Consider the following 23,483-nt stretch of genomic DNA (forward strand, 5'->3'; position numbering starts at 1 on the left):
ATGGCGGCAGCCCCCGCCCCCACTCACGCCACGACCCGCGTACTGGTGGTCGATGACGAGGCTGCCCTGCGCAAACCCCTGGCGGACTATCTTGTCCGCCAGGGGTTTGCTGCCGAGCAGGCCGCCAGCGCTGCCGAAGCCCGCGCCCGCCTTGCCGGCGAAACCTTCGATATCGTCCTCCTCGACATCATGATGCCCGGCGAAGACGGCCTCTCGCTTTGCCGACACCTGATCGAGGCGCGCCAGCTCCCCGTCATCTTCCTCACCGCGCGCGGCGAGGCAACCGACCGCATCGTCGGGCTCGAGATCGGCGCCGACGACTACGTGGTAAAGCCCTTCGATCCGCGTGAGCTCGTTGCCCGCATCCGCTCCGTGCTGCGCCGTACCGCGCGCGCGCCGGGCGCGGCAGACAACCCGGCTGCGGATCAGCTTCACTACACCTTCGACGGCTGGCGGCTCGATCCGCTGCGCCGCCGTCTGATCGACCGCGAAGGCGCGGTCGTGGCGATCTCTTCCGCGGAGTTCCGCCTCCTCGTCGCCTTCCTCGATCACCCGCGTCAGGTGCTCGACCGTGACCGCCTGCTCGACATGGTGCAAGGCCGCGAGGCGCACTTGTTCGACCGCGCGGTCGACAACCAGATCAGCCGCCTGCGCCGCAAGGTCGAGCGTGACAGCCGTAATCCCGAACTGATCCAGACGGTCTGGGGCGGAGGCTACATGCTCGCCGCCGATGTGCGCCGGGTGCCCACCGATGCCTGATGCCGCGCGCCGCCTCGTGCCGCGCTTCTGGCCCCGCAGCCTGCAAGGCCAGATGCTGCTCGCCATCGCGCTTGCGTTGATGATCGCGCAGGGGCTGTCTGCCGCGCTGATGTGGCGCATGCAGCACGAACGGCACTTCGCCGGCCTCGTCAATTATGCCGCGTTCAGTCTGCTCGGCCGCAATCCGCGCGCGCCGCTTGGGCCCCCGTCGCCTCCGGGCCCGCCGGGAGAGCCGCCCGAAATCGGCTTTCGCATGCCGCGCCCGCTGCGCGTACAGGAAGAATTGCGCGCGCCGCAGATCGCTGGTGACCGCCGCCGTCCCGAGATCGAGCATGCCTTGCGCCAGGTGCTCGAAGCGCAAGGCGTTGATGCCGCGCGTCTCTTCGTGGCCGAACGCGATCCGGCGCGCGATCCGGTCATCGCTGCCTGGCTGGCCACTCGCGGGTTTGCCCGCCCGCCCGGCGCACCGCGCCCCCAGCTGATCATTGCCGCGATCGGCCGCGCCGACGGCACCTGGCTCACCGCCCGTCTGCTCGCCCCGCGCACCGAACGAGCAATGCTCGCAACGCTGGTGATCCAGACGCTTTTCATCTACCTCGTCCTCGTCGGCGCGGTCGCGCTGATCCTGCGGCGCATCGCGCGGCCGCTCAAGGCACTCACCGCGCAAGTCGAGGCCTTTGCCCGCTCGCGCGCACCCGCCGGGCAGCTCGCCCCCGAAGGTCCCGACGACATCCGCGGTCTGATCGTCGCGCACAACGCGATGGAACGCCGCGTCGGCGCGTTGCTCGATGAAAAGGACGTCATGCTCGGCGCCATCGGCCACGATCTCAAAACGCCGCTTGCCGCATTGCGTGTGCGGATCGAGGCGGTCGAGGATGATATCGAGCGAGGCCGCATGGCCGCCGGTATCGAGGATATCAACCGCTCGCTCGACGATATTCTGAGCCTCGCGCGCGTTGGCCGCCCGTCCGATCCGCTCGAGCCGACCGAGCTTTCCGCGCTCGTTGCCGATGTCGTGGGCGAATACGAGGACATGGGCGAGGACGTCACGCTGGGCGAGGCGGAGCGCATGGTCATGCCGCTGCGTGCCACCTGGCTGCGGCGGGCGCTGCGCAATCTCGTCTCGAACGCGCTGCGCTATGGCAGCCGCGCCCGCGTCAGCCTGCGCCGCGAAGGTGGCGAGGCCGTGCTCACGGTCGAGGACGACGGCCCCGGCATTCCAAGCCACGAGATCGCGCGGATGATGGAGCCCTTCACCCGGCTCGAAGCCTCGCGCAATTCGGCAACGGGCGGCACCGGCCTCGGGCTCACGCTTGCCCGCGCGATCGCCGATCAGCACGGCGGGTCGCTCCACCTCGCCAACCGGCCCGCCAAGGGTGGCGCGAGCGGTGAGACCACAGGTCTCACCGCCACATTGCGTCTGCCTTTGGCCTAGTCGCTTACTTGAGCTTGGCGATGGCCGCCGTCAGCTCGGTCCCGCGCGCGTCCTTGAGCTTGCCGCACGAGCGCACGCGCTCGATCGTTCGCTCAAGCTCGAGCGCGCCCGACTTGCCCGCGAACTTGGCACGAAGCCCGTCGAACTCGTCGGCCTGCGCCACCGAGCAGAAGTTGCCGAGGATCTGCGGCAGGCGTGCGCCGAAGAAGATGCCCGCGCCGCCGCTCAGCAGATCGTCGAGATGCGCCTTCATCCAGGTATAGCCCCAGTCGCGGGTCTCGGCGGTGAACACCACGCCGCGCACGAAGTTGAGCCGTTCCGACTGGCGCAGGCGCTTGTCCTGAAACTCGTCGAGCAGCCACTTGGCGATCGCGGGGCTCCCGCTGCCGGACAGCGCGCCGAGCGCGTTGGGGCGGAACAGCGGGTCTTCCGAGGCCAGCGCCTTGTCGACCAGCCGCTTCGCGCCCTCGATCCCGTTGGCCCCGAGCCAGGCATCGAACGCCGCGCCGAAGAAAGCAGGATCGAGCGCCGCGGCATCGCCGCCAAGGTAGGCATCGACCGCCGTGCTGAGCTGCTGGCGCAGCGCGGCATCGCGGGCGGAACCCGCGAGCAGGCCGACCAGCTGGACCCGGCGCTGCTGCCGCTCCGGATCATCGCCGGCGTGGGCACCGCTGCGCGGATCGAAGCCGATGGCCTTGAGCTGCGGCGCGTAGAGCCCGTCAACAAAGGCGCGGTACTGCGGCTTGGCGCTTTCGGCGATCACCCCGCGCTGCGCCATCGCCTCGAGCAAGCCCACGGCATCGCCGCTGGCATAGCTGTCGGGATTGGCAGCCAGCGAGCGCGCTCCGGCGATGAGCTGGTCCGCGCTCACCCGCCCGGCGTAGAAGCTGGCATTGAGGCTGTCCATTACCGCCAGTGCCTCGCTGCCGCTTAGCGTCGGGGTCGCGGCAATCAGCTCGTCCCATTCCTTCGCGGGAAGTTCGAAGCGGTAGTAGCCGGTACCGCCGGCGTTGGGCATGATCGGCCCCGCGCTCTTGAGCGTAACGGTTGCGGAAGTTTCGGTCAGCAGGGTGCACTGGCGGATATCGCTCTGGCGCAAGCACAGCGGCACGCCCCACTTTGTGGCCGGGCCCTTCATGCCGAGACGCAGGTAGCGGCTCTGGGCTACCTTCCAGCTGTCCGGCCCGGCGCGCTCCAGCGTCACCAGCGGCACGCCTTGCTGGTCGGTGAAGCTCTGCATTGCGGGCAGGATGCGGGGGTCGCCCGCCGCCTCGGCCATGGCCTTGAAGAACTCGGCGCTCGTCGCGTTGCCATACTTGTGCGCCGCCATGTAGCCGCGCACGCCGTCGCGGAACTTGGTATCGCCCATGAACGCGGCGATCATGGCAACGACGTGGCCGCCCTTGCCATAAGTGATCGTGTCGAAAGCGGCGTCGATCTGGGCGTTCTTCTCGATCTTCTGGTGGATCGGACGGCCCACGACGAGGGCGTCGATGCCCATCGCGCCAAAGCCTTCGGCCAGCGCACCCGCACCGATGTTGAGATCGGGGCGCCACTCGTTGCCGATGCGGTAGCCCATCCAGTTGGCAAAGCTTTCGTTCAACCAGATGTCGTCCCACCATGCCGGGGTGACAAGATCGCCGAACCACTGGTGCGCCAGTTCGTGGGCGACGACCATGCCGAAGGTGCGCTTCTGCTCGGTCGAGGCCTGATCGTCCATGACGAGAATGCTGTCGTTGTAGAGATCCGCGCCCGCGTTCTCCATCGCGCCGGGCAGGATCGGCGTCGTGATCTGGTCAAGCTTGGGGTAGGGGAAGCTCTGGCCGAAATAGGCCTCGAGGTGCTGGACCACGCCCTTGGTGCCTTCGAGCGCGAAGTTCAGCTTGCCAGCGTTCTGCTTGGTGGAAACGATGCGGATCGGCAACGGCGTCGCGCGCTGCGGGGTGGGCGGCACCACGCCTTCCGCGGTCACGAACGGGCCCACCATCATCGCGACGAGGTAGCTCGGCAGCGGCAGGGTCTGGCCGAAGGTGTGGACGGTCATGCCGTTCACGGTCTCGGTCTTGATCTCGGGCGCGTTGCTGACAGCCTTGAGCCCCTCAGGCGTGCGCAGCGTTACGTTCCAGGGAACCTTGAAGCCGGGCTGGTCGAAGGCGGGGAAAGCCGCGCGCGCGTCGATCGATTCGAACTGGGTCCACGAATACCAGTCATCGCCCACCTTGATGTGGAACATCCCGGCCGGGCCGTCGCCGAAGGGGGCGTCGTAGTCGAACGTGAAAGTCGTCTTGCCCGCAGGCAGCGGCGCATCAAAGGTGACGAGCGCGACGCCGGTTGGATCGACCTGGCGGAACGTGCCCGAAACCGGCTGGCCGCCGACCATCGCGGTCACCTTGCCGACCTTGAGATCGCGCCCATGCAGCCAGACATAGCGGCCCGGCTTCTTAACATCGGCTTCAATCTCGACATGGCCGGAGAAGCGGTCCTTGGCAGGATCGACGGTCAGGTCGAGGCGGTAGGCCTGCGGCACCACCGCGCCCTCGAGCTTGCCCGCAGGCATTGTGCCGGCTTCGGCCGGAATCGGGGTCTCGGCCGCAGCCGTTTGCGCCAGTGCGGGCGTGGCAACCAGAACGCCGGCGAGCATCGTCGCGGCAAGCAAAATCGAACGCATGAACACCTTTCAGAACAATCCGGGATCAGCCCGGAATGGAATGCCGCCTGACTGCCCCGATCCTGTTGCATCCGCAACCGCTTTCGACCAACCACCTGTGGAGGTCGTCGAACGGCACGGACCGCGACCTCAGCGCAGCAGTCCGCCCAGAAGCCCGCGCGCAAACCGCCCGAAAGCGGCGCCGCCGATCTGCGTCGCGATCGTGCCGACAATCGCGCTTGCGCCGGATTCGAGGGGCGAGGCGCGTGATTTCCGGCCGGTCATCTGTGCCGCGATCACTGATCCCGCCGAAGCCGCAATCGCGCCGACCGCGGCCTTGCCCGCCTTGCCCCACATCGAAGGGGTCTGCCGGGCACTTGCCCGCTGCGCCTCTTCGCCTTCGGCTTCCACCTGCTGCGCGGCCGCTGCCGCATCGGCGGCCTTCTGCGCCAGCACTTCGGCGGCGGATTCGCGGTTCACCGCCGCATCGTACTTGCCCTCGAACGGGCTGATCGACTGGATGATCGCGCGCTCCTTCGCGTCCAGCGGCCCCAGCCGCGAACGCGGCGGCGCCACCAGCGTGCGCTGCACGATCCCCGGCGCGCCATCGGCATCGAGCGTGGAAACCAGCGCCTCGCCCACCTTCAATTCGGTGATGACTGTTTCGACATCGAGATCGGGGTTGATGCGGAAGGTCTCCGCTGCCGCCCGGATCGCCTTCTGGTCGCGCGGGGTGAAGGCGCGCAGCGCGTGCTGCACCCGGTTGCCGAGTTGTCCGGCGATCTTCTCCGGAATGTCGATCGGGTTCTGCGAGATGAAATAGACGCCCACGCCTTTCGATCGGATCAGGCGCACCACCTGCTCCACTTTGTCGAACAGCGCGGCGGGCGCGTCCTCAAACAGGAGGTGGGCCTCGTCGAAGAAGAACACCAGCTTGGGCTTTTCGGGATCGCCCACTTCGGGCAGGGCCTCGAACAGTTCGCTCAGCAGCCAGAGCAGGAACGTGGCATAGAGCTTGGGGCTCTGCATCAGCTTTTCGGCGCTGAGCACATTGACCATGCCGCGCCCCTGGTCGTCGATCTTGATGAAGTCGTTGATCTCGAACGCGGGCTCGCCAAAGAAGCGGTCCGCGCCCTGGCTTTCGAAAGCGAGCAACTGGCGCTGGATCGTGCCAACGCTGGCCTTCGAGATGTTGCCGTATTTACCGGCAAGCGCGCTCGCGTTCTCTGCGCAGGCAAGCAGCGTCGCCTGCAAGTCGGGCAGATCGAGCAGCAGCAGGCCGTTGTCGTCGGCATAGCGGAACGCGATGTTGAGCACGCCTTCCTGCGTTTCGTTGAGGCCCATGAGCCGCGCCAGCAGCAGCGGACCCATCTCCGAAATCGTGGTGCGGATGGGATGCCCCGCCTCGCCATAGAGGTCCCAGAACACCACTGGATTGTCTGCATAGGTGAAGGGATCGATGCCCAGTTCCTTCGCCCGTGCCTCGATCGCGTCGGCATGTTTGAACGTCGGGCTGCCGGGCATCGCGATGCCGGCAAGATCGCCTTTCACGTCTGCCAGAAACACCGGCACACCGCGCGCCGAAAACTGTTCGGCCATGCCCTGAAGAGTCACCGTCTTGCCCGTGCCGGTCGCTCCCGCGACAAGGCCGTGTCGGTTGGCGCGGTCCAGCCGGAGCACTTGCCGCTCCTTGTTCGCGCCAAGACCAATGTAGATATCGTCCATGAGCACTCTTTCCGCGCGTCTTGTGGTTCGAACCTGATCCCGATGCTGTCTTCCCCCGGAATGAAACCGGAGGGAAGCGCTTTTTGCATCCGGCAGAGACCGCCGCTAAAGCGCGCCCACAAGCATGACCGCCGATCCCTTCATCCTGCTCGACGACGCCCGTGAAGAGGGCGCAGGCCCGGCGCGGCTCTACACCGCGCCGCAGGAGATCGCGGTCGCGCGCCGACCGGAGGACGTCGAGGCCGCGCTCGCGCGGATCGGGGCCACGCCCGGGCACTGGGCGGGCATGATCGCCTATGAGGCAGGCCTCGCGCTCGAGCCGCGTCTCGCGCCGCGCCTCCCGGCGCGCACCGGTGCGGCCGGGCCGCTGGTCTGGTTTGCGCGCTTCGAGGCGATGCGGGAGATGACAGCGGCCGAGGCCGAAGCCTGGCTTGATGACCGGATCACCGGCACCGGGCGCCTTGGTCCGCTCGATCCCCAAGTCTCGCCCGGGGGGTATGCCCGGGGGTTCGATCGGCTGCAGGCCGCGATTGGGGCGGGCGATATCTATCAGGCGAACTACACATTCGAGATGGGCGGCTCGTGGTCCGGCGATCCGCTAGCGATCTACCGCGCGCTCCGCGCCGATGCCCGCGCCGGCTTTGGCGCGGTGCTGTGGGACGGGGCGCACTGGCACCTGTCGGTCTCGCCGGAGCTGTTCTTCACGCTGGAGCAGGGCCACGCCGAAGTGCGCCCGATGAAAGGCACCGCACCGCGCGGTCGCACGTTGCAGGAGGATGCCGCGTTCAAGGCCGCGCTTGAGGCGAGCGTCAAGGACCGCGCCGAAAACCTGATGATCGTGGACCTCATGCGCAACGATCTTGCCCGCGTGTCCGAGCCGGGCAGCGTACGCGTAACCGAGCCGTTCGCGGTCGAAAGCTATCCCACCGTCCACCAGATGGTCACCACCGTCCACGCGCGGCTGGAACCCGGCGCCGATGCCCGTAGCCTGATCCGCGCAATCTTTCCCTGCGGCTCGATCACCGGTGCGCCGAAGATCCGCGCGATGGAGCTGATCGACGAGGTGGAGCGCGATGCGCGCGGGCTCTATTGCGGCGCGATCGGGCGGGTCACTTCTGCCGACGCGCAAGGCTCTGGTGACGCTGCCTTTAATGTGGCAATCCGCACTGTGCGGCTGCTTCCGGACTATCCGGGGGCGGGGCGCGGGCGGGCCACCATGGGCGCGGGATCGGCGGTTGTCGCGGATTCGGCGGCGCTCAGTGAATGGCGCGAATGCCTGGTGAAAGGGGATGTCTTGCGTCTGGAGGCCAGCAGCGCCGATCTGATCGAGACCATGGCTTTCGATCCGGCCAAGGGCATCGCGCTGCTCGAACTGCATCTGGAACGCATGAAAGCAAGCGCGGCCGAACTTGATTTCGCCTTTGATCGCCATGCGCTGCGCAACGCGATCCACGTGCTGTGCTTCGATCTCGATGCGCCGTCGCGGGTGCGGCTGGTGGTTTCGAAGAGCGGCGCCCACGCGCTCGAAGCCGCGCCGCTGCCGCCGACCTTGCCCGAACCCGCGATCTGCGCGGTGCTGCCGCTGCCCGTGGCGGAAGGCGACTGGCGTTTGCGCCACAAGACAAGCGACCGCCATTTCTATGAGGATGCCCTGCGCGCCGCGAAGGCCGCCGGTGCGCACGAGGCGTTGCTGATGCGTGATGACGGGCAGCTTACCGAAGGCAGCTTCACCAATATCTTCGTTGCGCGCGGCGATCAGCTGGTCACCCCGCCCGCCGCGCTCGGCTTGCTGCCGGGCGTGCTGCGCAGCAGCCTGATCGATAGCGGCCGCGCCGTCGAAGGCCCGGTTGCCATGGACGATCTTGCGAGCGGCTTTTTCATCGGCAATGCCTTGCGCGGCCTGATGCCTGCCCGGCTGCTCGGAACATGAGCACGCCGCACTACAGCACGGCGCTTCAGCGCATCGCCGCCTCGCGTACTACTGCGATGACCGACCGCGCCATCGCGCTGAGGGCCGAGGGGCGTGACATTATCTCGCTTTCGGTCGGCGAGCCCGATTTTCCGACCCCCCCGCACGTGATCGAAGCCGCCAAGGCCGCGCTCGATGCGGGCGATACGCGCTATACTGCGGTGCCTGGCACGGCCGCGCTGCGCGAGGCGGCGGCGCTGCACTTTGCGCGCGATCTCGGCATCCATGTTCCGCCTTTGCAGGTCATCGTCAGCGCGGGCGGCAAGCAGGCGATCTTCCTCGCGATTTCCGCCACCGCGGGCCCGGGCGACGAAGTGCTGATCCCCGCGCCGTGGTGGGTGAGCTACCCCGAGATCGTCCGCTTCGCCGGGGCCGAGCCGGTCGCGCTGCCGACCACGCCGCAGACCGGTTATCGCATCGGCGCCGCCCAGCTTGCTGGCGCGATCACTCCGCGCACGCGCTGGCTCCTGCTGAACAGCCCGGGCAATCCGACCGGCGCCACCTATTCCGCTGCAGACCTTGCCGCGCTTGGCGAAGTGCTGCGCCGCCATCCGCAGGTGCTGGTGCTGAGCGACGATATCTATGCCCCCCTGCGCTACGGCACAGGCGCCCATGCCACGCTCGCAGTGGTCTGCCCCGATCTGGCCGACAGGGTGCTGACCGTTTCGGGCGTTTCCAAGAGCCATGCGATGACCGGCTTCCGCATCGGTGTCTCGGCCGGTCCGGCGTGGCTGATCGGTGCGATGGCCAAGCTCCAATCGCATGCCTCGGGCAATCCCTGCTCGATCAGCCAGGCCGCCGCCGTCGCCGCCTTCACCGGCCCGCAGGACTTTCTCCTCGACTGGCGCGAGCGCTTCCGCGTGCGGCGCGATGTGGCAGTGGCCGCGCTCAATGCTGTGCCCGGGCTCGACACCCCGGTGCCGGACGGTGCGTTCTACTGCCTCGTCGATGCCACCCCGCTCATGCCGCGCTTCGGCGATGACGAGGCGCTTTCGCTACACTTGCTCGATCACGGCGTCGCGGTCGTCGCGGCCTCCGCTTTCGGCGGCAAGGATGGTTTCCGCATCAGCTTCGCGGCAGACGATGCCCGCCTCGCAGAAGCCCTTTCCCGCATCGCCAAGGCGCTTCAATGACCCCGCTGCCCATCCTGTTCGAAGATGCCGAAGCACTGGTGATCGACAAGCCCGCAGGCCTGCCGATCGACCGCCCGCGCGCGGGCGGTGTCTCGCTCGAGGATCACATCGAAGCCCTGCGCCTCGGCTTCCACCGCGAGCCGGCTGCGGTTCACCGGCTTGATCAGGATACCTCGGGCTGCCTGCTGCTCGCCCGCAACGCCAAGGCGCACAGGCGCTTTTCGGCGGCGTTCGAAGCGCGCACGGTGGAGAAAGTCTATTTCGGCGTGGTCGCGGGGCCGATTGCGGAGGACGCGGGCACGATCGCGCTCAACCTCTCCAAGATCAGCAGCGCCGAGAAAGGCTGGCGCATGATCCCGGCGCGTGCGGGCAAACCGGCCGTCACGCACTGGCGCGTGCTCGATCGCAAGGAGGGCATCACGCTCGTGGAGTTCCGGCCTGAAACCGGCCGCACGCACCAGATCCGTGTCCATGCGCTCGCCGGGCTCGGCGCGGCGCTGCTTGGCGATCCGGTCTATGGCTCGGGCAAGGGCGCGGCGCGCACCATGCTACACGCTTCCGCGCTCACCGTTCCGCGCGATGGGAAGCCTCCGATCACGGCCTACTCGCCGCTCCCGGCCGATTTCACCGCGCTCGGCTTTGTGGAGCCGCAGCCTCTTGCGGAGCCCGAAGAATGTCCGCCGACGAACTGATCGAGCGCGCGCTGGGGCTGATCGAGGAGAGCTTCATCGCCTCGGCTGGTCCCGGCGGGCAGAATGTCAACAAGGTGGCGACGGCGGTGCAGATCCGCCTCGATGTCTTCGCGCTGCGCCTCGAACCGCAAGTGTTCCACCGCCTGAAGGAACTGGCGGGCAGCAAGATGACCGCACGCGGCGAGATCGTGATGACGGCGCGCAGCTACCGCACGCAGGAGCAGAACCGCGAGGACGCGCGCAATCGCCTCGCCGCCCTGCTGCGCGAGGCTGCAACGCTGCCCGCTCGCCGCGCGAAGACGCGCCTGAACCGTGTCGGCAAGACCGAACGGCTGGCTACCAAGAAAAATCGCGGCACGATCAAGGCCGGGCGGGGGAAAGTCCGTCTGGACTAGCGGGGGCCGCCGCCACCTGCCGCGGCCTGCGATGCGGGCGGGCTGGCAAGATCCGCCGGCACGGTCGCATCGCCAAGCGGCGGGGCGGGACGCTTTTCCAGCATCTCCGCCGCCGCGTCGAGCGCCCTCGCCTCCCCCACGGTCACGCCGCCGGGGCCGGGATCGGTGTCCTTCTGGCAGCCGCCGAGGAGCGCAGCGGGGAGCAGCGCCAGCGCGGCCAGGCCTGCGCGCCGCATGTCCCCCGCGCGTCCGGTCACTGGGCCTTGGGCGCGTCGGCCGCTGGAGCGGCAGCGGCAGCCGCGGCCTTTGCCTCTTCGGCAGCCGAAACAGCGCTGTCCGCCGCGCTCTTTGCGGCGTCCTCGGCGCTCAGCGCAGACTGCGACGCGTCGGATGCGGGGGCCGGAGCCGGCGCAGCGGCCGAAGGCTCGGCTGCGGGCATTTCGTCGGCCGGCATTTCCACGTTGTCGGCGGTCGCTCCGGCCGAAGCGTCGTCGGTCTTGCCGCAGGCGGTGAGCGCGAAAGCGGCGGCGCAGGCCAGCACGGTGGCAAGGCGCTTGATCTGGACGGTCTTGGTCATGAAATTCCTCATGCAGGTTATGGCGTGGTCTGGTCGCGGCCTGCGGCCGCTGCGCCGCGCGTTCTAGTCGGCTCGCCGGACCAAGGCAAACGCCAAACCGACCGGCTCCGCAAGACTGCTATGCCATATAAGGATATCTTTATATGACTTGCATTATATAAGGGATGCTTTATATCGGGCCCATGTCCGTCCTCGAAGCCCTCCGTGCCCTGGCCGACCCGACCCGCCTCAGGATCATGCGCCTCTTGGCCAGCATGGAGCTTGCGGTGGGTGAGCTGGCACAGGTTCTGGGGCAGAGCCAACCGCGCGTTTCGCGCCACATCAAGATCCTGTGCGACGCCGGCCTTGCCGGGCGGCGGCGCGAAGGCGGATGGGTGTTTCTGCGGACCGCCATCAGCGAAACCGGCTCGCCCGAGGATCCCGGCACTGCGCTGGCCCGCGCACTGGTCAATGCCGAAGTGGCCGATGCGGGCTTCGGTGCCCAATGCGCCGAGGACCGCCAGCACCTCAGCGTGATTCGCGCGGCGCGCGAGGCGAGTGCGGCAGACTACTTCGCGCGCCACGCCGCTGAATGGGACGAACTGCGCAGCCTTCACATCGCCGACGGCCCGGTCGAGGCCGCGCTCGACGAGATGCTGGCTGGCCCGCTTGGCCGCCTGCTCGATGTCGGCACCGGCACCGGCAGGATCGCCGAGCTTTTCGCCGCGAGGGCCAGCCATGTGACCGGGCTCGACAAGAGCCCCGAAATGCTGCGCCTCGCCCGCACCCGGTTGCAGCATCTGCCCGCCGGCCACGTCAGCCTTGTGCAAGGCGATTTCGCGCAGCTGCCCTTTGCCGATACCGATTTTGACACCGTCCTGTTCCATCAGGTCCTGCACTATGCGCTGGCGCCGCAGGCTGTCATGGCGGAGGCTGCGCGCGTCACCGTGCCGGGCGGCCGGGTAGTGATCGTCGACTTTGCCCCGCACGAACGCGAGGAGCTGCGCACCGCCCACGCGCATGCCCGCCTCGGCTTTTCCGACACGCAAATCGCGGGCCTGCTCACGGCTGCGGGCTTCGACCCCGCCGGGGACCGCGCGCTTGCGGGCCGCGAGCTTGTCGTCAAGATCTGGACCGGCGTGCGCCGCCATGAACGAGGCTCCGTCACCGAATTTCCGAGACTGGTAAAGCTATGACCACAACCTTCGATCAATTGCGTGAAGCGCGCACCGCGCTCGATACACCGCTCTTTGCCGGGCTCCCGGGCGATATCCGCGTATCCTTCGAATTCTTCCCCCCGCGGACCGATCCGCTGATGGAGCAGCTGTGGGAAGTCGTCACGACGCTCGCGCCGCTCCGCCCCAGCTTCGTCTCGGTAACGTACGGCGCCGGCGGCTCCACCCGCGACCGTACGCACGGCACTGTCGCGCGGATCATCAAGGAAGCGCGCCTGCCTGCCGCCGCGCATCTCACCTGTGTGGAAGCGAGCAAGGCCGAAATCCGCGAAGTGGCCGAAAGCTACTGGGAAGCGGGCGTGCGCCACATCGTCGCGCTGCGCGGTGATATGGGCGCGCCGGGCGTGCCCTTCAGCCCGCATCCCGAAGGCTATGCCAATGCGGCCGATCTCGTGGCTGGCCTCAAGCAGATCGCTCCGTTCGAGATCTCGGTAGCCGCCTATCCGGAGATGCACCCGGATTCGCCAAGCCTCGAGGCCGATATCGACAACCTCAAGCGCAAGCTCGATGCGGGGGCCACCCGCGCGATCAGCCAGTTCTTCTTCGAACCGGAAACCTTCTTCCGCTTCCGCGACCGGCTCGCCGCCGCCGGGATCACCGCGCCTGTCCTGCCGGGCATTCTCCCCGTCTCCAACGTCGCGCAGACCCGCAAGTTCGCCGCCGCCTGCGGGGCGCAAATCCCGGCTTGGATGGACGGGCTGTTCGAAGGGCTTGATACGCATCCCGCCTCGCGCCAGCTGGTCGCCGCCACCATCTCGGCCGAATTCTGCCGCCGCCTCTATGCGGGCGGCGTGCGCGATTTCCACTTCTACACCCTCAATCGCGCCGAGCTGTCCTATGCGATCTGCCACCTGCTTGGCCTGCGCCCCGCCCCTGCATCACTGGAAAAAGCGGCATGACGATTACCTCATCCGCCGCCCGCACTGCCCTGCTCGAACAGGCCAGCAAGCGCATCCTCATCACCGATGGCGCCTTCGGCACCGAAATCCAGAACTGGAAGCTGACCGAGGCCGACTATGCCGGCAATCTCGGCCTGTCGCGCGATCAGAAGGGCAACAACGATATCCTCGCGCTGTCAGCGCCCCACGTGCCCGAATCGATCCACCGCGCCTATTTCGCTGCGGGCGCGGATATCGCCGAGACCAACACCTTCTCCGCCAACCGCATCAGCCAGGCCGATTACGGCGCCGAGCACCTTGTGCGCGAAATCAATCTCCAGAGCGCGAAACTCGCCCGCCGCGTGGCGGATGAGTTCCAGGCCGACGACGGCCGCCCCCGCTTCGTAGCGGGCGCGATCGGGCCGACCAACAAGACGCTCTCGCTCTCGCCCGACGTCAACGATCCGGGTTTTCGCGAGATCGACTGGGACTTCCTCGTCGAAGTCTACCGCGAACAGGCCGAGGCGCTCGTCGAGGGCGGTGCGGACTTCATCCTTGTCGAGACCGTGTTCGACACGCTCAACGCCAAGGCCGCGATCATGGCGGTTCGCGTTCTGGAGCAGCAGCTCGGCCGTGAAGTGCCGATCATGCTTTCGATGACGCTGACCGACCTTTCGGGCCGCAATCTCTCCGGCCATACGGTCGAGGCCTTCTGGTACGCGGTGCGCCATTCCCGCCCTGTCACGATCGGGCTCAACTGTTCGTTCGGTGCAGCGCAGCTGCGCCCCCATGTCCGCGCGCTCTCGCAGATCGCCGATACCTTGATCATGGTCTATCCCAACGCGGGCCTGCCCAATGAACTCGGCGCCTATGACGAGATGCCCGAGACCACTGCAGGCCTGGTCCACGAATGGGCGGAGCACGGCCAGGTCAACGTTCTCGGCGGCTGCTGCGGATCGACGCCGGAGCATATCGCCGCCATCGCGCGCTCGGTGCGCGGCCTGCCGCCGCGCGTGCTGCCGCAGCACCAGACCGCCACCGCGCTGGCAGGGCTCGAACCTTTCGTGATGGCATGACAAGTCGCCCTCCCGCTCGCGGGAGGGGTTAGGGGTGGGCTGATCCGGCACCGCCCTTCTGAAGCAAACCCACCCCCGACCCCTCCCGCAAGCGGGAGGGGGGAGTCCGAAATGACAACCGAAACTGCCACCCGCCCAACCGGTTCCTCCTTCGTCAACGTCGGCGAACGCACCAACGTCACCGGCTCCGCCGCGTTCAAGAAGCTGATCCTTGCGGGCGAATACCCCAAGGCGGTCGAAGTCGCGCGCCAGCAGGTCGAGAACGGCGCGCAGATCATCGACGTCAACATGGACGAGGGCCTGCTCGATGCGGTCTACGCCATGACGACCTTCCTCAAGCTGATCGCCGCCGAGCCCGATATCGCCCGCGTGCCGGTGATGATCGACAGCTCCAAGTGGGACGTGATCGAGGCGGGCCTCAAGTGCGTTTCAGGCAAGCCCATCGTCAATTCGATCTCGATGAAGGAAGGCGAGGAAGCCTTCCTCGCTTCCGCGCGCAAGTGCATGGATTATGGCGCCGCCGTCGTCGTCATGGCCTTCGACGAGAAGGGCCAGGCCGATACCAAGGCGCGCAAGGTCGAGATCTGCGCGCGCGCCTATGACCTCCTCATCGGCATCGGCTTCCCCGCTGAGGACATCATTTTCGATCCCAACGTCTTCGCCGTCGCCACCGGCATCGAGGAGCATGACCGCTACGCGCTCGATTTCATCGAGGCCGCGCGCGAGATCCGCGCCCGCTGCCCGCACGTCCATATCTCGGGCGGGCTCTCCAACCTCTCGTTCAGCTTCCGCGGCAACGAGATCGTGCGCCGCGCGATGCACTCCGTGTTCCTCTACCACGCGATCCCCGCGGGCATGGACATGGCCATCGTCAACGCCGGTCAGCTCGATATCTACGACCAGATCGACCCCGTGCTGCGCGAAGCCTGCGAGGACGTGGTCCTTAACCGCGTGCCTGCTGCCAATGACGGTCAGACCGCGACCGAACGCCTGATCACGCTGGCCGAAAGCTACAAGGGCAAGGACGCCGTCGCCGAAAAGGCCGCCGAGGAATGGCGCGGCTGGGACGTAGTCCGCCGCCTCGAACATGCCCTCGTCAAGGGCATCGACATGTACGTCGTCGAGGATACCGAGGAAGCCCGCGCCGAGATTTTCGCGCGCGGTGGCCGCCCGATCGAAGTGATCGAAGGCCCGCTGATGCAGGGCATGAACACGGTCGGCGACCTGTTCGGCTCGGGCAAGATGTTCCTGCCGCAGGTCGTGAAGTCCGCCCGCGTCATGAAGAAGGCCGTTGCCCACCTGATCCCCTTCATCGAGGCGGAAAAGGAAGTCGGCGCGCGCCCCAAGGGCCGGATCATCATGGCGACCGTGAAGGGCGACGTCCACGATATCGGCAAGAACATCGTCGGCGTCGTGCTTCAGTGCAACGGCTACGAAGTGCTCGACCTCGGTGTCATGGTGCCCTGGTCGAAGATTCTCGAAGTCGCCAAGGCCGAGGATGTCGACATGATCGGCCTCTCCGGCCTCATCACCCCTTCGCTCGACGAGATGGTGACCGTTGCGGAGGAAATGCAGCGTGCCGGGTTTGAAATCCCGCTGCTGATCGGCGGCGCGACCACCAGCAAGGTCCACACCGCGCTGCGCATCGAGCCGGCCTACAAGGGCCCGGTGATCCACGTTCTCGATGCCAGCCGCGCGGTGGGTGTTGCCAGCCAGCTCCTTTCGGACACCCAGCGCGATGGGTTCGTTGCCGCGACGGCGGCTGAGTACCAGCACGTGCGCGATGTGCGCGCGGGCAAGGAAGCCTCGGTGCTCCTCAGCCTCGTCGATGCGCGCGCCAATGCCTACGCGCCTGACCTCTCGGAAAAGGCCCCGCCGCCCGAGCAGCCCGGCATCCACGTGTTCCCCGAATGGGACCTCGCGGACCTTGCCGCCTGCATCGATTGGACGCCGTTCTTCCGCGCCTGGGAACTCGCAGGCAATTACCCCGCTATCCTTGAGGACGAGATCGTCGGCGAAAGCGCCAGCAGCCTCTTCGCCGATGCGCTCAAGATGCTCGATCAGATCATCATCGAGAAGTGGTTCACCGCGAAAGGCGTCGCCGGCTTCTGGCCTTGCCACCGCGAGGAAGACGATGTCGTGCTCTACCTCCCCGAGGAAGAGCGCCACGTGCGCATCCCCTTCCTGCGCCAGCAGATCCGCAAGAGCCGCGACCGCAAGAACATGTGCCTTGCCGATTTCATCGATCCGCAGGGCGATTGGCTGGGCGGCTTCGCGGTCGGCATCCACGGCATCGAGCCGCACCTCGCGCGCTTCCAGGCCGCGCACGACGACTACAACGACATCCTGCTCAAGGCGCTCGCAGACCGCTTCGCCGAAGCCTACGCCGAGCGCTTGCACCAGCACGTGCGCACGACGCTCTGGGCCTACGCGCCGGGCGAGCAGCTCACCACCGAAGCGCTGATCAAGGAGCAGTTCCGCGGCATCCGTCCGGCCCCCGGCTACCCGGCCTGCCCCGACCACAGCCTCAAGCCGATCCTGTTCGATCTCCTCTCCGCGAACGAGAACGCCGGGATCGTGCTGACTGAATCGCAGGCCATGCTCCCCACCGCCGCTGTCTCCGGCTTCTACTTCGCCCATCCCGAAAGCCAGTATTTCGGCGTGGCGCGTATCGGGCGCGATCAGGTGGAAGACTATGCCGGGCGGCGCGGGTTCGATCTGCCGACCACGGAGCGGTGGCTGCGGCCCAATCTGGATTGATCGCCTGCCGCGCCTCCCCAAAACCCTCGTCATGTCGAGCGTAGCGAAGCCATCCCGAGCGTCGGGGCACATCCGGCACGGGCCTCTGGATTTTCCTACACTGCCGGAATGCGCTATGCCCCGCTGCAACTGATCCTGCAGCCATCGCCTTCAGCAAATGCCCTGCGCAAAGCCGTGTCACCCGTCACCCATTGCTTGATTACCAATGATATATCAATGCGTTGATGCTTAAATCGAGGGTTACACGGTGTCACCCTGTGTCACCCTCAAACCGCCATCCCATGCGTCCACAGCCACGAACGCCCGGGCAGTGGTCGCATCTCGCCGGAATCGCTAGACATCCGCCATGCCTACCATGAGCACCTCTGAAATCTTCCTGATCGCGCTGACGATCATCCTCGCGGTCCCTTACGCGTTTTGGCGCCTCCTGCGCACGGACCACTGGGCGCCGCTGGTTGTGGTGCAGATCGTCGGCGGCATCGTGCTCGGCCCCGGCGTGCTCGGCGCAGCGTTCCCCGGCTACTACAGCTTCGTGTTCAATCCGCAGGTGATCGGTGCACTCAACGGCGTGGCGTGGTGGGCGGTCATGATGTTCGTCTTCGCGGCGGGACTCGAGCTCGATCTGGGCGATGCGCGCGAGAACTGGCGCGAGACGGCGATCACGGCGGGCTGCGCACTGATTGTGCCTTTGCTGCTCGGCGCGGCGGCGGCAGCGGTGCTGCTGCAGCAGCCGGGCTGGATCGGGCCCAAGGGCGGCTATGCACAGGCCGTGCTCGGCATCGGCATGGCCTGCGCGGTGACGGCGCTGCCGATCCTCGTGCTGCTCATGGAAAAGCTCGGCATCTTCCGCAAACCGCTCGGACAGCGCCTGCTGCGCTATGCCAGTCTTGACGATGTGCTGATCTGGGGCGTGCTCGCGCTGATCCTTGTCGATTGGGAGCGGGTTGGCCGGCAGGGCATGTTCCTTGCCTTCTTCGCCGCCGCTGCGTGGGCCGTGCGCTGGCTGGTCGCGCGGGTGGAGCAGAACGATCGCTGGTATGTCAGCCTTGTGTGGCTTGCGGCCTGCGGCTTTGCGGCGGATTGGTCGGGCCTCCACTTCATGGTCGGCGCGTTCCTTGCCGGCGCTGTGCTCGATGCCAAGTGGTACGACCGCGCGCGGCTCGACGGTTTCCGCGAGTTTCTGTTGCTGGCGGTCATGCCGGTGTTCTTCCTCTCGACCGGCCTCAGGACGCAGTGGGGCGCGGGGCTCGGCGGTGTCGGCGGGCTCGCGGTGTTCGGCGCGGCGGCGCTGTTCCTTGTCGCGGCGGTGGTGGGCAAGCTGGCGGGCGTGCACCTTGCGGGGCGCCTGCTCGGCTGGGCCAAGGGCGAGGCGGCGGTGATCGGCTGGATGCTCCAGACCAAGGCGCTGATCATGATCATCTTCGTCAACGTCCTGCTCGACAAGCAGATCATCACGGCAGAGACCTTCACCGCCATGCTGCTCATGGCCGTGGGCAGCACGATGCTGACCGTGCCCAATGTGCGTCCCCGCCTGGCCCGGATGGCGGCGGAGTGAGGCGGGCGCTGCGCTTCCTCACGGCGCTGCTGCTGCTGGCCCCGATCATGGTGCGGGCCGAGCCGCCCGCGACAGTTGCCGTCTCGTTCGACCGCCACACCGTGCGCCCCGTGCTGGCCGAAGGGCTTGCCGACCGCGCCACAAGCCGCGCAGTAACCGCCGATGATCCGGTGCGGATCGCCTCGATTTCCAAGCTTGTCACCGCACTCGGCGTGATGCGACTGGTCGATCAGGGGCGGCTCGATCTCGACCGTGACGTGTCGGACTACCTCGGCTGGCAGCTGCGCCATCCCGCGTTTCGCGAACGGCCGATCACCTTGCGTCTGCTGCTCTCGCACCGCTCGGGCCTGACCGACGGCGCGGACTACATCATCCCGCTGGGCGAAACCGTGCGTCAGCGCCTTGCCGATCCGCGCGCCTGGGATCCCGCTCATGGCCCCGGCGATGACTGGTTCCACTACACCAACCTCAATTTCCCCGTCGTCGCCTCGGTCATGGAAGCGGCCACGGGCGAGCGCTTCGACCGGCTGATGCAGCGGCTGGTGCTGAGGCCGCTGCGCCTCTCGGCCTGCTACAACTGGTCGCCCTGCGATGCGGCGACGGCCGCGCGCGCCGTGGTTCTCTACCGCGCCGACGGCAGCGTTGCGCGCGATGATCTGCGCGGCGAGCTGCCTGCCTGCCCCGTCGTGGTGATGGAGGGCAGGCCCTGCGATCTCGATGCCTATGTCCCGGGATGGAATGGCGCGCTGTTTTCGCCGCAAGGGGGCCTCAGGATTTCGATGAAGGACCTCGCGCGGATCGGCCAGATGCTGGCGCGGGGCGGGCGCGGCTTCCTTGCCGAGCGCAGCTTTGCCGCGCTCACCACGCCGCAATGGCGCTTCACCGGCCAGAACGGGATCGGCGAGAACGGAGAGCCCGACGGGTTCTTCTGCGCCTATGGCCTCGGCCTTCAGCTGATCGGAACGGGCGGCGCAGGCTGCCACGACGATCCCTTTGGCGACGGCTTGCCCCGCCTCGGCCATCCGGGTGAAGCCTATGCCTTGCGCTCCGGCCTCTGGCTCGATCCGAAGAGCGGGCGGGGCGTCGCTTTCTTCACCACTGCCGTACCGGACGATGCCGCCAAAGGGAAAAGCGCCTTCACCGCGGCGGAGGAAGCCGTGCTGGCAAGGATGCGCGGCCGATAGACCCTGTTCGCGGGCGGGCCTTGGCAGGGGCCGAATATGCCTATAATCTCCAAGGGAAATCTTGTTCGGGGGCCAGCAGTGGGTTCGTTTGAAATCGGGCGGACGTTTGGACGAACCGGCAGTCTGGTTGCGAGTACCTGGCGTAGTGTCAGCATCTTTCTTCTGCTGATCCAGCTGCTGAATTACGGCGCGAGCTTTGCCATTGTCGCCGCGTTCGGGGCCACTGCCGGCTTCAACAACCCTATGGCCATGGTTTCAGCCTCTACCATCGGGTTCGCCTTCGTTTACCTCCTGTCGACCGCTGCCGGACTGGCCGGTGCGACCAGCGGATTGCTCAAGGCAGATCGCGGCGAGGCTGCGACCATCGGTGATTGCTTCGCCACCGGCGCGCAGATGTGCTTCCCCGTGCTGGGACTGCTGATCCTTTGGTTTCTCGGGATTTATCTGGGCTTTATCCTGTTCATCGTGCCCGGTTGCATCTTGCTGGCGATGTGGTGCGTTTCAGTGCCCGTCCTTATGGCCGAAGACACGGGCGTCATCGGCGCATTTGGCCGCAGCCGCGCCTTGACCAAAGGATCGCGTGGCAAGATCTTTCTTGTGCTTTTTCTTGCAGTTATAATGGCTTACGTTTTCGCGATCACCGGGGTATTTGTTTTTTCAGATGTAATCGCGTCCTCTGCGGGATCACTAGTCGTCTCGCTTGCCATGATAATCCTGCTCATCCTGCTCGGTATTCTGTTCTCGCTGGTGATCCAGGCCATGCTGGTCGCCATCTATCGCGAACTGCTCGATCAGAAGGGGGAACGGATGAGCTCGGTCTTTGACTGACCCGGCGCGGGGATAAACCGGCGCGGAGCCAATAGGGCTTTTCCTAAGGCGGTGCGATCTGCCATGGCATCGGCGTGCATACGATCAGCCCCGAGACCCGTGAGAACGCCCTTGCTGCCCTTTCGCGCGTTTTCGGCTTTTCCGCCTTCCGCGGGGTGCAGGATCAGGTCGTCAGCCGCGTTCTGGCAGGGCAATCGACGCTTGCGGTCATGCCGACCGGCGCGGGCAAGTCGCTGACGTATCAGCTTCCCGCCGTCATGCTGCCGGGCACCTGCGTCGTCGTCTCGCCGCTCATCGCGCTGATGCACGACCAGCTGCGCGCCGCCAATGCCAACGGGATCGCCGCCGCCGCGCTCACCAGTGTCGACATGGACCGCGAGCAAACGATCGAGCGGTTCCGGGCTGGCCAGCTCGATCTGCTCTATGTCGCCCCCGAACGCGCCAGCCAGCCCCACTTCCGCGAGTTGTTGACCCGCGCGCCGCTGGCACTGTTCGCCATCGACGAGGCGCATTGCGTGTCCGAATGGGGCCATGATTTCCGGCCCGACTACCGCCTGCTGCGCCCCCTGCTCGACAGCTTTGCGCTTGTCCCGCGCCTTGCGCTGACCGCTACCGCAGACAGGCACACCCGCGCGGACATCCTCGCCCAACTCGGCATTCCCGAGGACGGGCTGATAATCGCCGGGTTCGATCGGCCCAATATCCGCTACCGCATCACCCCGCGTGACAATGCGCTGCGGCAATTGAAGGCCCTGCTGGCCGAGCAGCCGGGGCCGGGAATTGTCTATGCGCCCACCCGGAACGGCGTGGAGAAGCTGGCCGATCAACTGGGCGCCGGAGGCCGCCGCGTCCTGCCCTATCACGCAGGCCTCCCCGCCGAAGTGCGCGCCGCCAATCAGGCCGCGTTCGTCGCCAGCGAAGACATGGTCATGGTCGCGACAGTCGCCTTCGGCATGGGGATCGACAAACCCGACGTGCGATTTGTGGCGCACGCCGGTCTGCCCAAGTCGATCGAGGGATACTACCAAGAAACTGGCCGCGCCGGTCGCGACGGCGATGATGCGGTGGCGCTGATGCTGTGGGGGGCGGACGATTTCGCCCGCGCGCGCCAGCGGATCGGCGAAGTGGAGGAGCATCGGCAGGCGAGCGAACGCGTGCGGCTCGATGCGCTCGCCGGGCTGGTCGAGACGCACACTTGCCGCCGCGCCGTGCTGCTGCGGCACTTTGGCGAGGACCCGCCAGAGACCTGTGGCAATTGCGACAACTGCCTCCACGCGCCGGGCGTGACCGACGCCACCCAGATCGCGCGCAAACTGCTCTCGGCGGTCTACCGCACCGGGCAGATGTTCGGCCTCGGCTACCTTGAGAAGGTGTTGACAGGCGTGGCGGATGAGCGGGTGACAAGCCGGGGGCACGAGCAGCTTTCGGTCTTCGGCATTGTCGGCGGCGAGGAAGCGCCGTTGCTGCGGCCCGTCGCTCGCGCCCTGCAGGCACGCGGCGCGCTGGTGGCGACCGAGCATGGCGGGCTCGCTCTTGGCGGCGATGCGCGCGCGCTGCTCAAGGGTGAGGGGCGCCTCGATCTGGCCGTCGCGCCCAAGGCCGAGCGCACATCGCGCCGCCGCCGCGGCGCCGAGGCCGCGCCCAATCCCATCGGCGACCCGCTGTTCGAGGCGCTGCGCGCGCTCCGCCGCGAACTGGCGCTCGAAGCGGGCGTGCCGCCTTATGTTATCTTCCACGATTCAGTGCTGCGCGACATGGCCGCGATGCGACCGGCGACGCTTGCCGCCCTCGGGCAGATCGGCGGTGTAGGCGCGCGGAAACTAGAGGCTTACGGTGACCGCTTCCTCGAGGTGATCCGGGCGCTTTGAGCCCGTTTCTTTATCGCGACCGCAGGGGGGTCAGTAGGGTATCTCCGTCCCGTCCCACGCAAAGAGCCCCCCGCTCTGCGCCGGGGTCAGCCCATCCAGCACCTTTAGCAGTGCCGCAGCCGAAATGTCCGGCGTGAACAGCTTCTCGGGCGCCACGCCGCGCTGGAAGGGGGCGGAGAGCGGGGTGTCCACGGTGCCGGGGTGGAGCGAGACGGCAATCGCCTGCGGGTGGGTGCGGGCAAGTTCGAGTGCTATGTTTTTGACCAGCATGTTGAGCGCTGCCTTGCTCGCGCGGTAGGCGTGCCAGCCGCCGAGGCGGTTGTCGCTGACCGAGCCGACGCGGGCGGAAAGCGCGGCGAACACAGCGCGGCCATCGCGGCGCAGCAACGGCAGAATGTGCTTGGCGATCAGCGCGGGCCCGATGGTGTTGACCGCGAAGAGCTCGGCCATGCCCTCGGCGCTGAGCGCGCGGTAGGATTTCTCGGGGCCTGTGCCATCGGCGCGGGTCAGGCGGCCGCTTGCGATCAGCACGATGTCGAGCGGGCCGCCCATGGCCGCGCAGGCCGCGGCGATGCTCGCCTCGTCGGCGAGATCGAAGACGAAGGGATGCAGATTTGTGCCTGCGGGGCAATCGCCACGGCGCGATCCGGCGTGGACTACACCAACATCGCTGCGAGCGGCGAGAGCGGCGGCCAACGCGGCACCGATGCCGCCCGAGGCCCCGAACACGGCGCAGCGCAGGGGTGGTGAAGATGCGTCCATCGGCGCCGATTGGGCGCTGCGGCCGG

19 protein-coding genes are annotated in these 23,483 nt (G+C 67.2%); 14 read left to right on the plus strand and 5 right to left on the minus strand.

From position 1 onward, the window contains the following. On the plus strand, positions 1–759 hold the full coding sequence (locus WCL10_RS15400) for a response regulator (RefSeq protein WP_336896551.1): 759 nt from the start codon (positions 1–3) through the stop codon (positions 757–759). Beyond that, on the plus strand, positions 752–2,194 hold the full coding sequence (locus WCL10_RS15405; protein WP_336896552.1) for an ATP-binding protein: 1,443 nt from the start codon (positions 752–754) through the stop codon (positions 2,192–2,194). Before WCL10_RS15400 ends, WCL10_RS15405 begins: the two co-directional genes overlap by 8 nt. A 4-nt stretch (positions 2,195–2,198) precedes the next feature. On the opposite strand, the gene WCL10_RS15410 is transcribed toward WCL10_RS15405, so the two are convergent. Both WCL10_RS15410 and WCL10_RS15415 read right to left on the minus strand, forming a co-directional pair. Then, complete coding sequence (locus WCL10_RS15410; protein ID WP_336896553.1) at positions 2,199–4,862, minus strand: M1 family metallopeptidase; 2,664 nt, start codon at positions 4,860–4,862, stop codon at positions 2,199–2,201. Positions 4,863–4,991: 129 nt separating this feature from the next. Beyond that, on the minus strand, positions 4,992–6,566 hold the full coding sequence (locus WCL10_RS15415; protein ID WP_336896554.1) for a helicase HerA-like domain-containing protein: 1,575 nt from the start codon (positions 6,564–6,566) through the stop codon (positions 4,992–4,994). A gap of 124 nt (positions 6,567–6,690) precedes the next feature. Here WCL10_RS15415 and pabB point away from each other — a divergent pair, with 124 nt between their 5' ends. Genes pabB through arfB form a run of 4 tightly spaced genes read left to right on the plus strand, consistent with a single transcriptional unit; the run spans position 6,691 to position 10,755 of the window. Continuing rightward, positions 6,691–8,496 (plus strand): aminodeoxychorismate synthase component I, encoded by a 1,806-nt coding sequence (gene pabB / locus WCL10_RS15420; protein ID WP_336896555.1) that lies wholly within the window; start codon positions 6,691–6,693, stop codon positions 8,494–8,496. Further along, positions 8,493–9,668: a pyridoxal phosphate-dependent aminotransferase gene (locus WCL10_RS15425; protein ID WP_336896556.1), complete on the plus strand. Its 1,176-nt coding sequence runs from the start codon at positions 8,493–8,495 to the stop codon at positions 9,666–9,668. Before pabB ends, WCL10_RS15425 begins: the two co-directional genes overlap by 4 nt. After that, on the plus strand, positions 9,665–10,360 hold the full coding sequence (locus WCL10_RS15430) for an RluA family pseudouridine synthase (protein ID WP_336896557.1): 696 nt from the start codon (positions 9,665–9,667) through the stop codon (positions 10,358–10,360). Before WCL10_RS15425 ends, WCL10_RS15430 begins: the two co-directional genes overlap by 4 nt. Continuing rightward, the gene (gene arfB, locus WCL10_RS15435; RefSeq protein ID WP_336896558.1) at positions 10,342–10,755 is read left to right on the plus strand and encodes an alternative ribosome rescue aminoacyl-tRNA hydrolase ArfB; all 414 of its coding nucleotides are present in this window, start codon (positions 10,342–10,344) and stop codon (positions 10,753–10,755) included. The genes WCL10_RS15430 and arfB overlap by 19 nt, the downstream gene beginning before the upstream one ends. Here arfB and WCL10_RS15440 read toward each other — a convergent pair. Beyond that, positions 10,752–10,991, minus strand: coding sequence for a hypothetical protein (locus WCL10_RS15440; RefSeq protein WP_336896559.1), 240 nt, complete (start codon positions 10,989–10,991; stop codon positions 10,752–10,754). The two genes, arfB and WCL10_RS15440, sit on opposite strands and share 4 nt — an antisense overlap. A 17-nt stretch (positions 10,992–11,008) precedes the next feature. Further along, on the minus strand, positions 11,009–11,332 hold the full coding sequence (locus WCL10_RS15445) for a hypothetical protein (protein ID WP_336896560.1): 324 nt from the start codon (positions 11,330–11,332) through the stop codon (positions 11,009–11,011). 182 nt (positions 11,333–11,514) lie between these two features. Here WCL10_RS15445 and WCL10_RS15450 point away from each other — a divergent pair, with 182 nt between their 5' ends. From WCL10_RS15450 to recQ, 8 genes are all read left to right on the plus strand, one after another. After that, on the plus strand, positions 11,515–12,507 hold the full coding sequence (locus WCL10_RS15450) for a metalloregulator ArsR/SmtB family transcription factor (RefSeq protein ID WP_336896561.1): 993 nt from the start codon (positions 11,515–11,517) through the stop codon (positions 12,505–12,507). Then, a complete protein-coding gene (metF, locus tag WCL10_RS15455) occupies positions 12,504–13,445 on the plus strand; it encodes a methylenetetrahydrofolate reductase [NAD(P)H] (protein ID WP_336896562.1) in 942 nt (313 codons plus the stop codon). Before WCL10_RS15450 ends, metF begins: the two co-directional genes overlap by 4 nt. After that, the gene (locus WCL10_RS15460) at positions 13,442–14,500 is read left to right on the plus strand and encodes a homocysteine S-methyltransferase family protein (RefSeq protein ID WP_336896563.1); all 1,059 of its coding nucleotides are present in this window, start codon (positions 13,442–13,444) and stop codon (positions 14,498–14,500) included. Before metF ends, WCL10_RS15460 begins: the two co-directional genes overlap by 4 nt. A 111-nt stretch (positions 14,501–14,611) precedes the next feature. Next, on the plus strand, positions 14,612–17,260 hold the full coding sequence (gene metH, locus WCL10_RS15465) for a methionine synthase (RefSeq protein ID WP_336896564.1): 2,649 nt from the start codon (positions 14,612–14,614) through the stop codon (positions 17,258–17,260). Between the two features lie 355 nt (positions 17,261–17,615). Further along, positions 17,616–18,815: a cation:proton antiporter gene (locus WCL10_RS15470; protein WP_336896565.1), complete on the plus strand. Its 1,200-nt coding sequence runs from the start codon at positions 17,616–17,618 to the stop codon at positions 18,813–18,815. Beyond that, positions 18,812–19,999, plus strand: a complete 1,188-nt coding sequence (locus tag WCL10_RS15475) for a serine hydrolase domain-containing protein (protein ID WP_336896566.1) — start codon at positions 18,812–18,814, stop codon at positions 19,997–19,999. Before WCL10_RS15470 ends, WCL10_RS15475 begins: the two co-directional genes overlap by 4 nt. A 78-nt stretch (positions 20,000–20,077) precedes the next feature. Further along, positions 20,078–20,827, plus strand: a complete 750-nt coding sequence (locus tag WCL10_RS15480; RefSeq protein WP_336896567.1) for a hypothetical protein — start codon at positions 20,078–20,080, stop codon at positions 20,825–20,827. Between the two features lie 74 nt (positions 20,828–20,901). After that, positions 20,902–22,695: a DNA helicase RecQ gene (recQ, locus tag WCL10_RS15485; protein WP_336896568.1), complete on the plus strand. Its 1,794-nt coding sequence runs from the start codon at positions 20,902–20,904 to the stop codon at positions 22,693–22,695. A 30-nt stretch (positions 22,696–22,725) separates the two neighbouring features. Here recQ and WCL10_RS15490 read toward each other — a convergent pair whose 3' ends face one another. Further along, a complete protein-coding gene (locus WCL10_RS15490; RefSeq protein ID WP_336896569.1) occupies positions 22,726–23,457 on the minus strand; it encodes an SDR family NAD(P)-dependent oxidoreductase in 732 nt (243 codons plus the stop codon). Positions 23,458–23,483 lie beyond the last annotated feature (26 nt).

Source organism: Novosphingobium sp., from assembly GCF_037133355.1.
Classification (GTDB): Bacteria; Pseudomonadota; Alphaproteobacteria; order Sphingomonadales; family Sphingomonadaceae; genus Novosphingobium.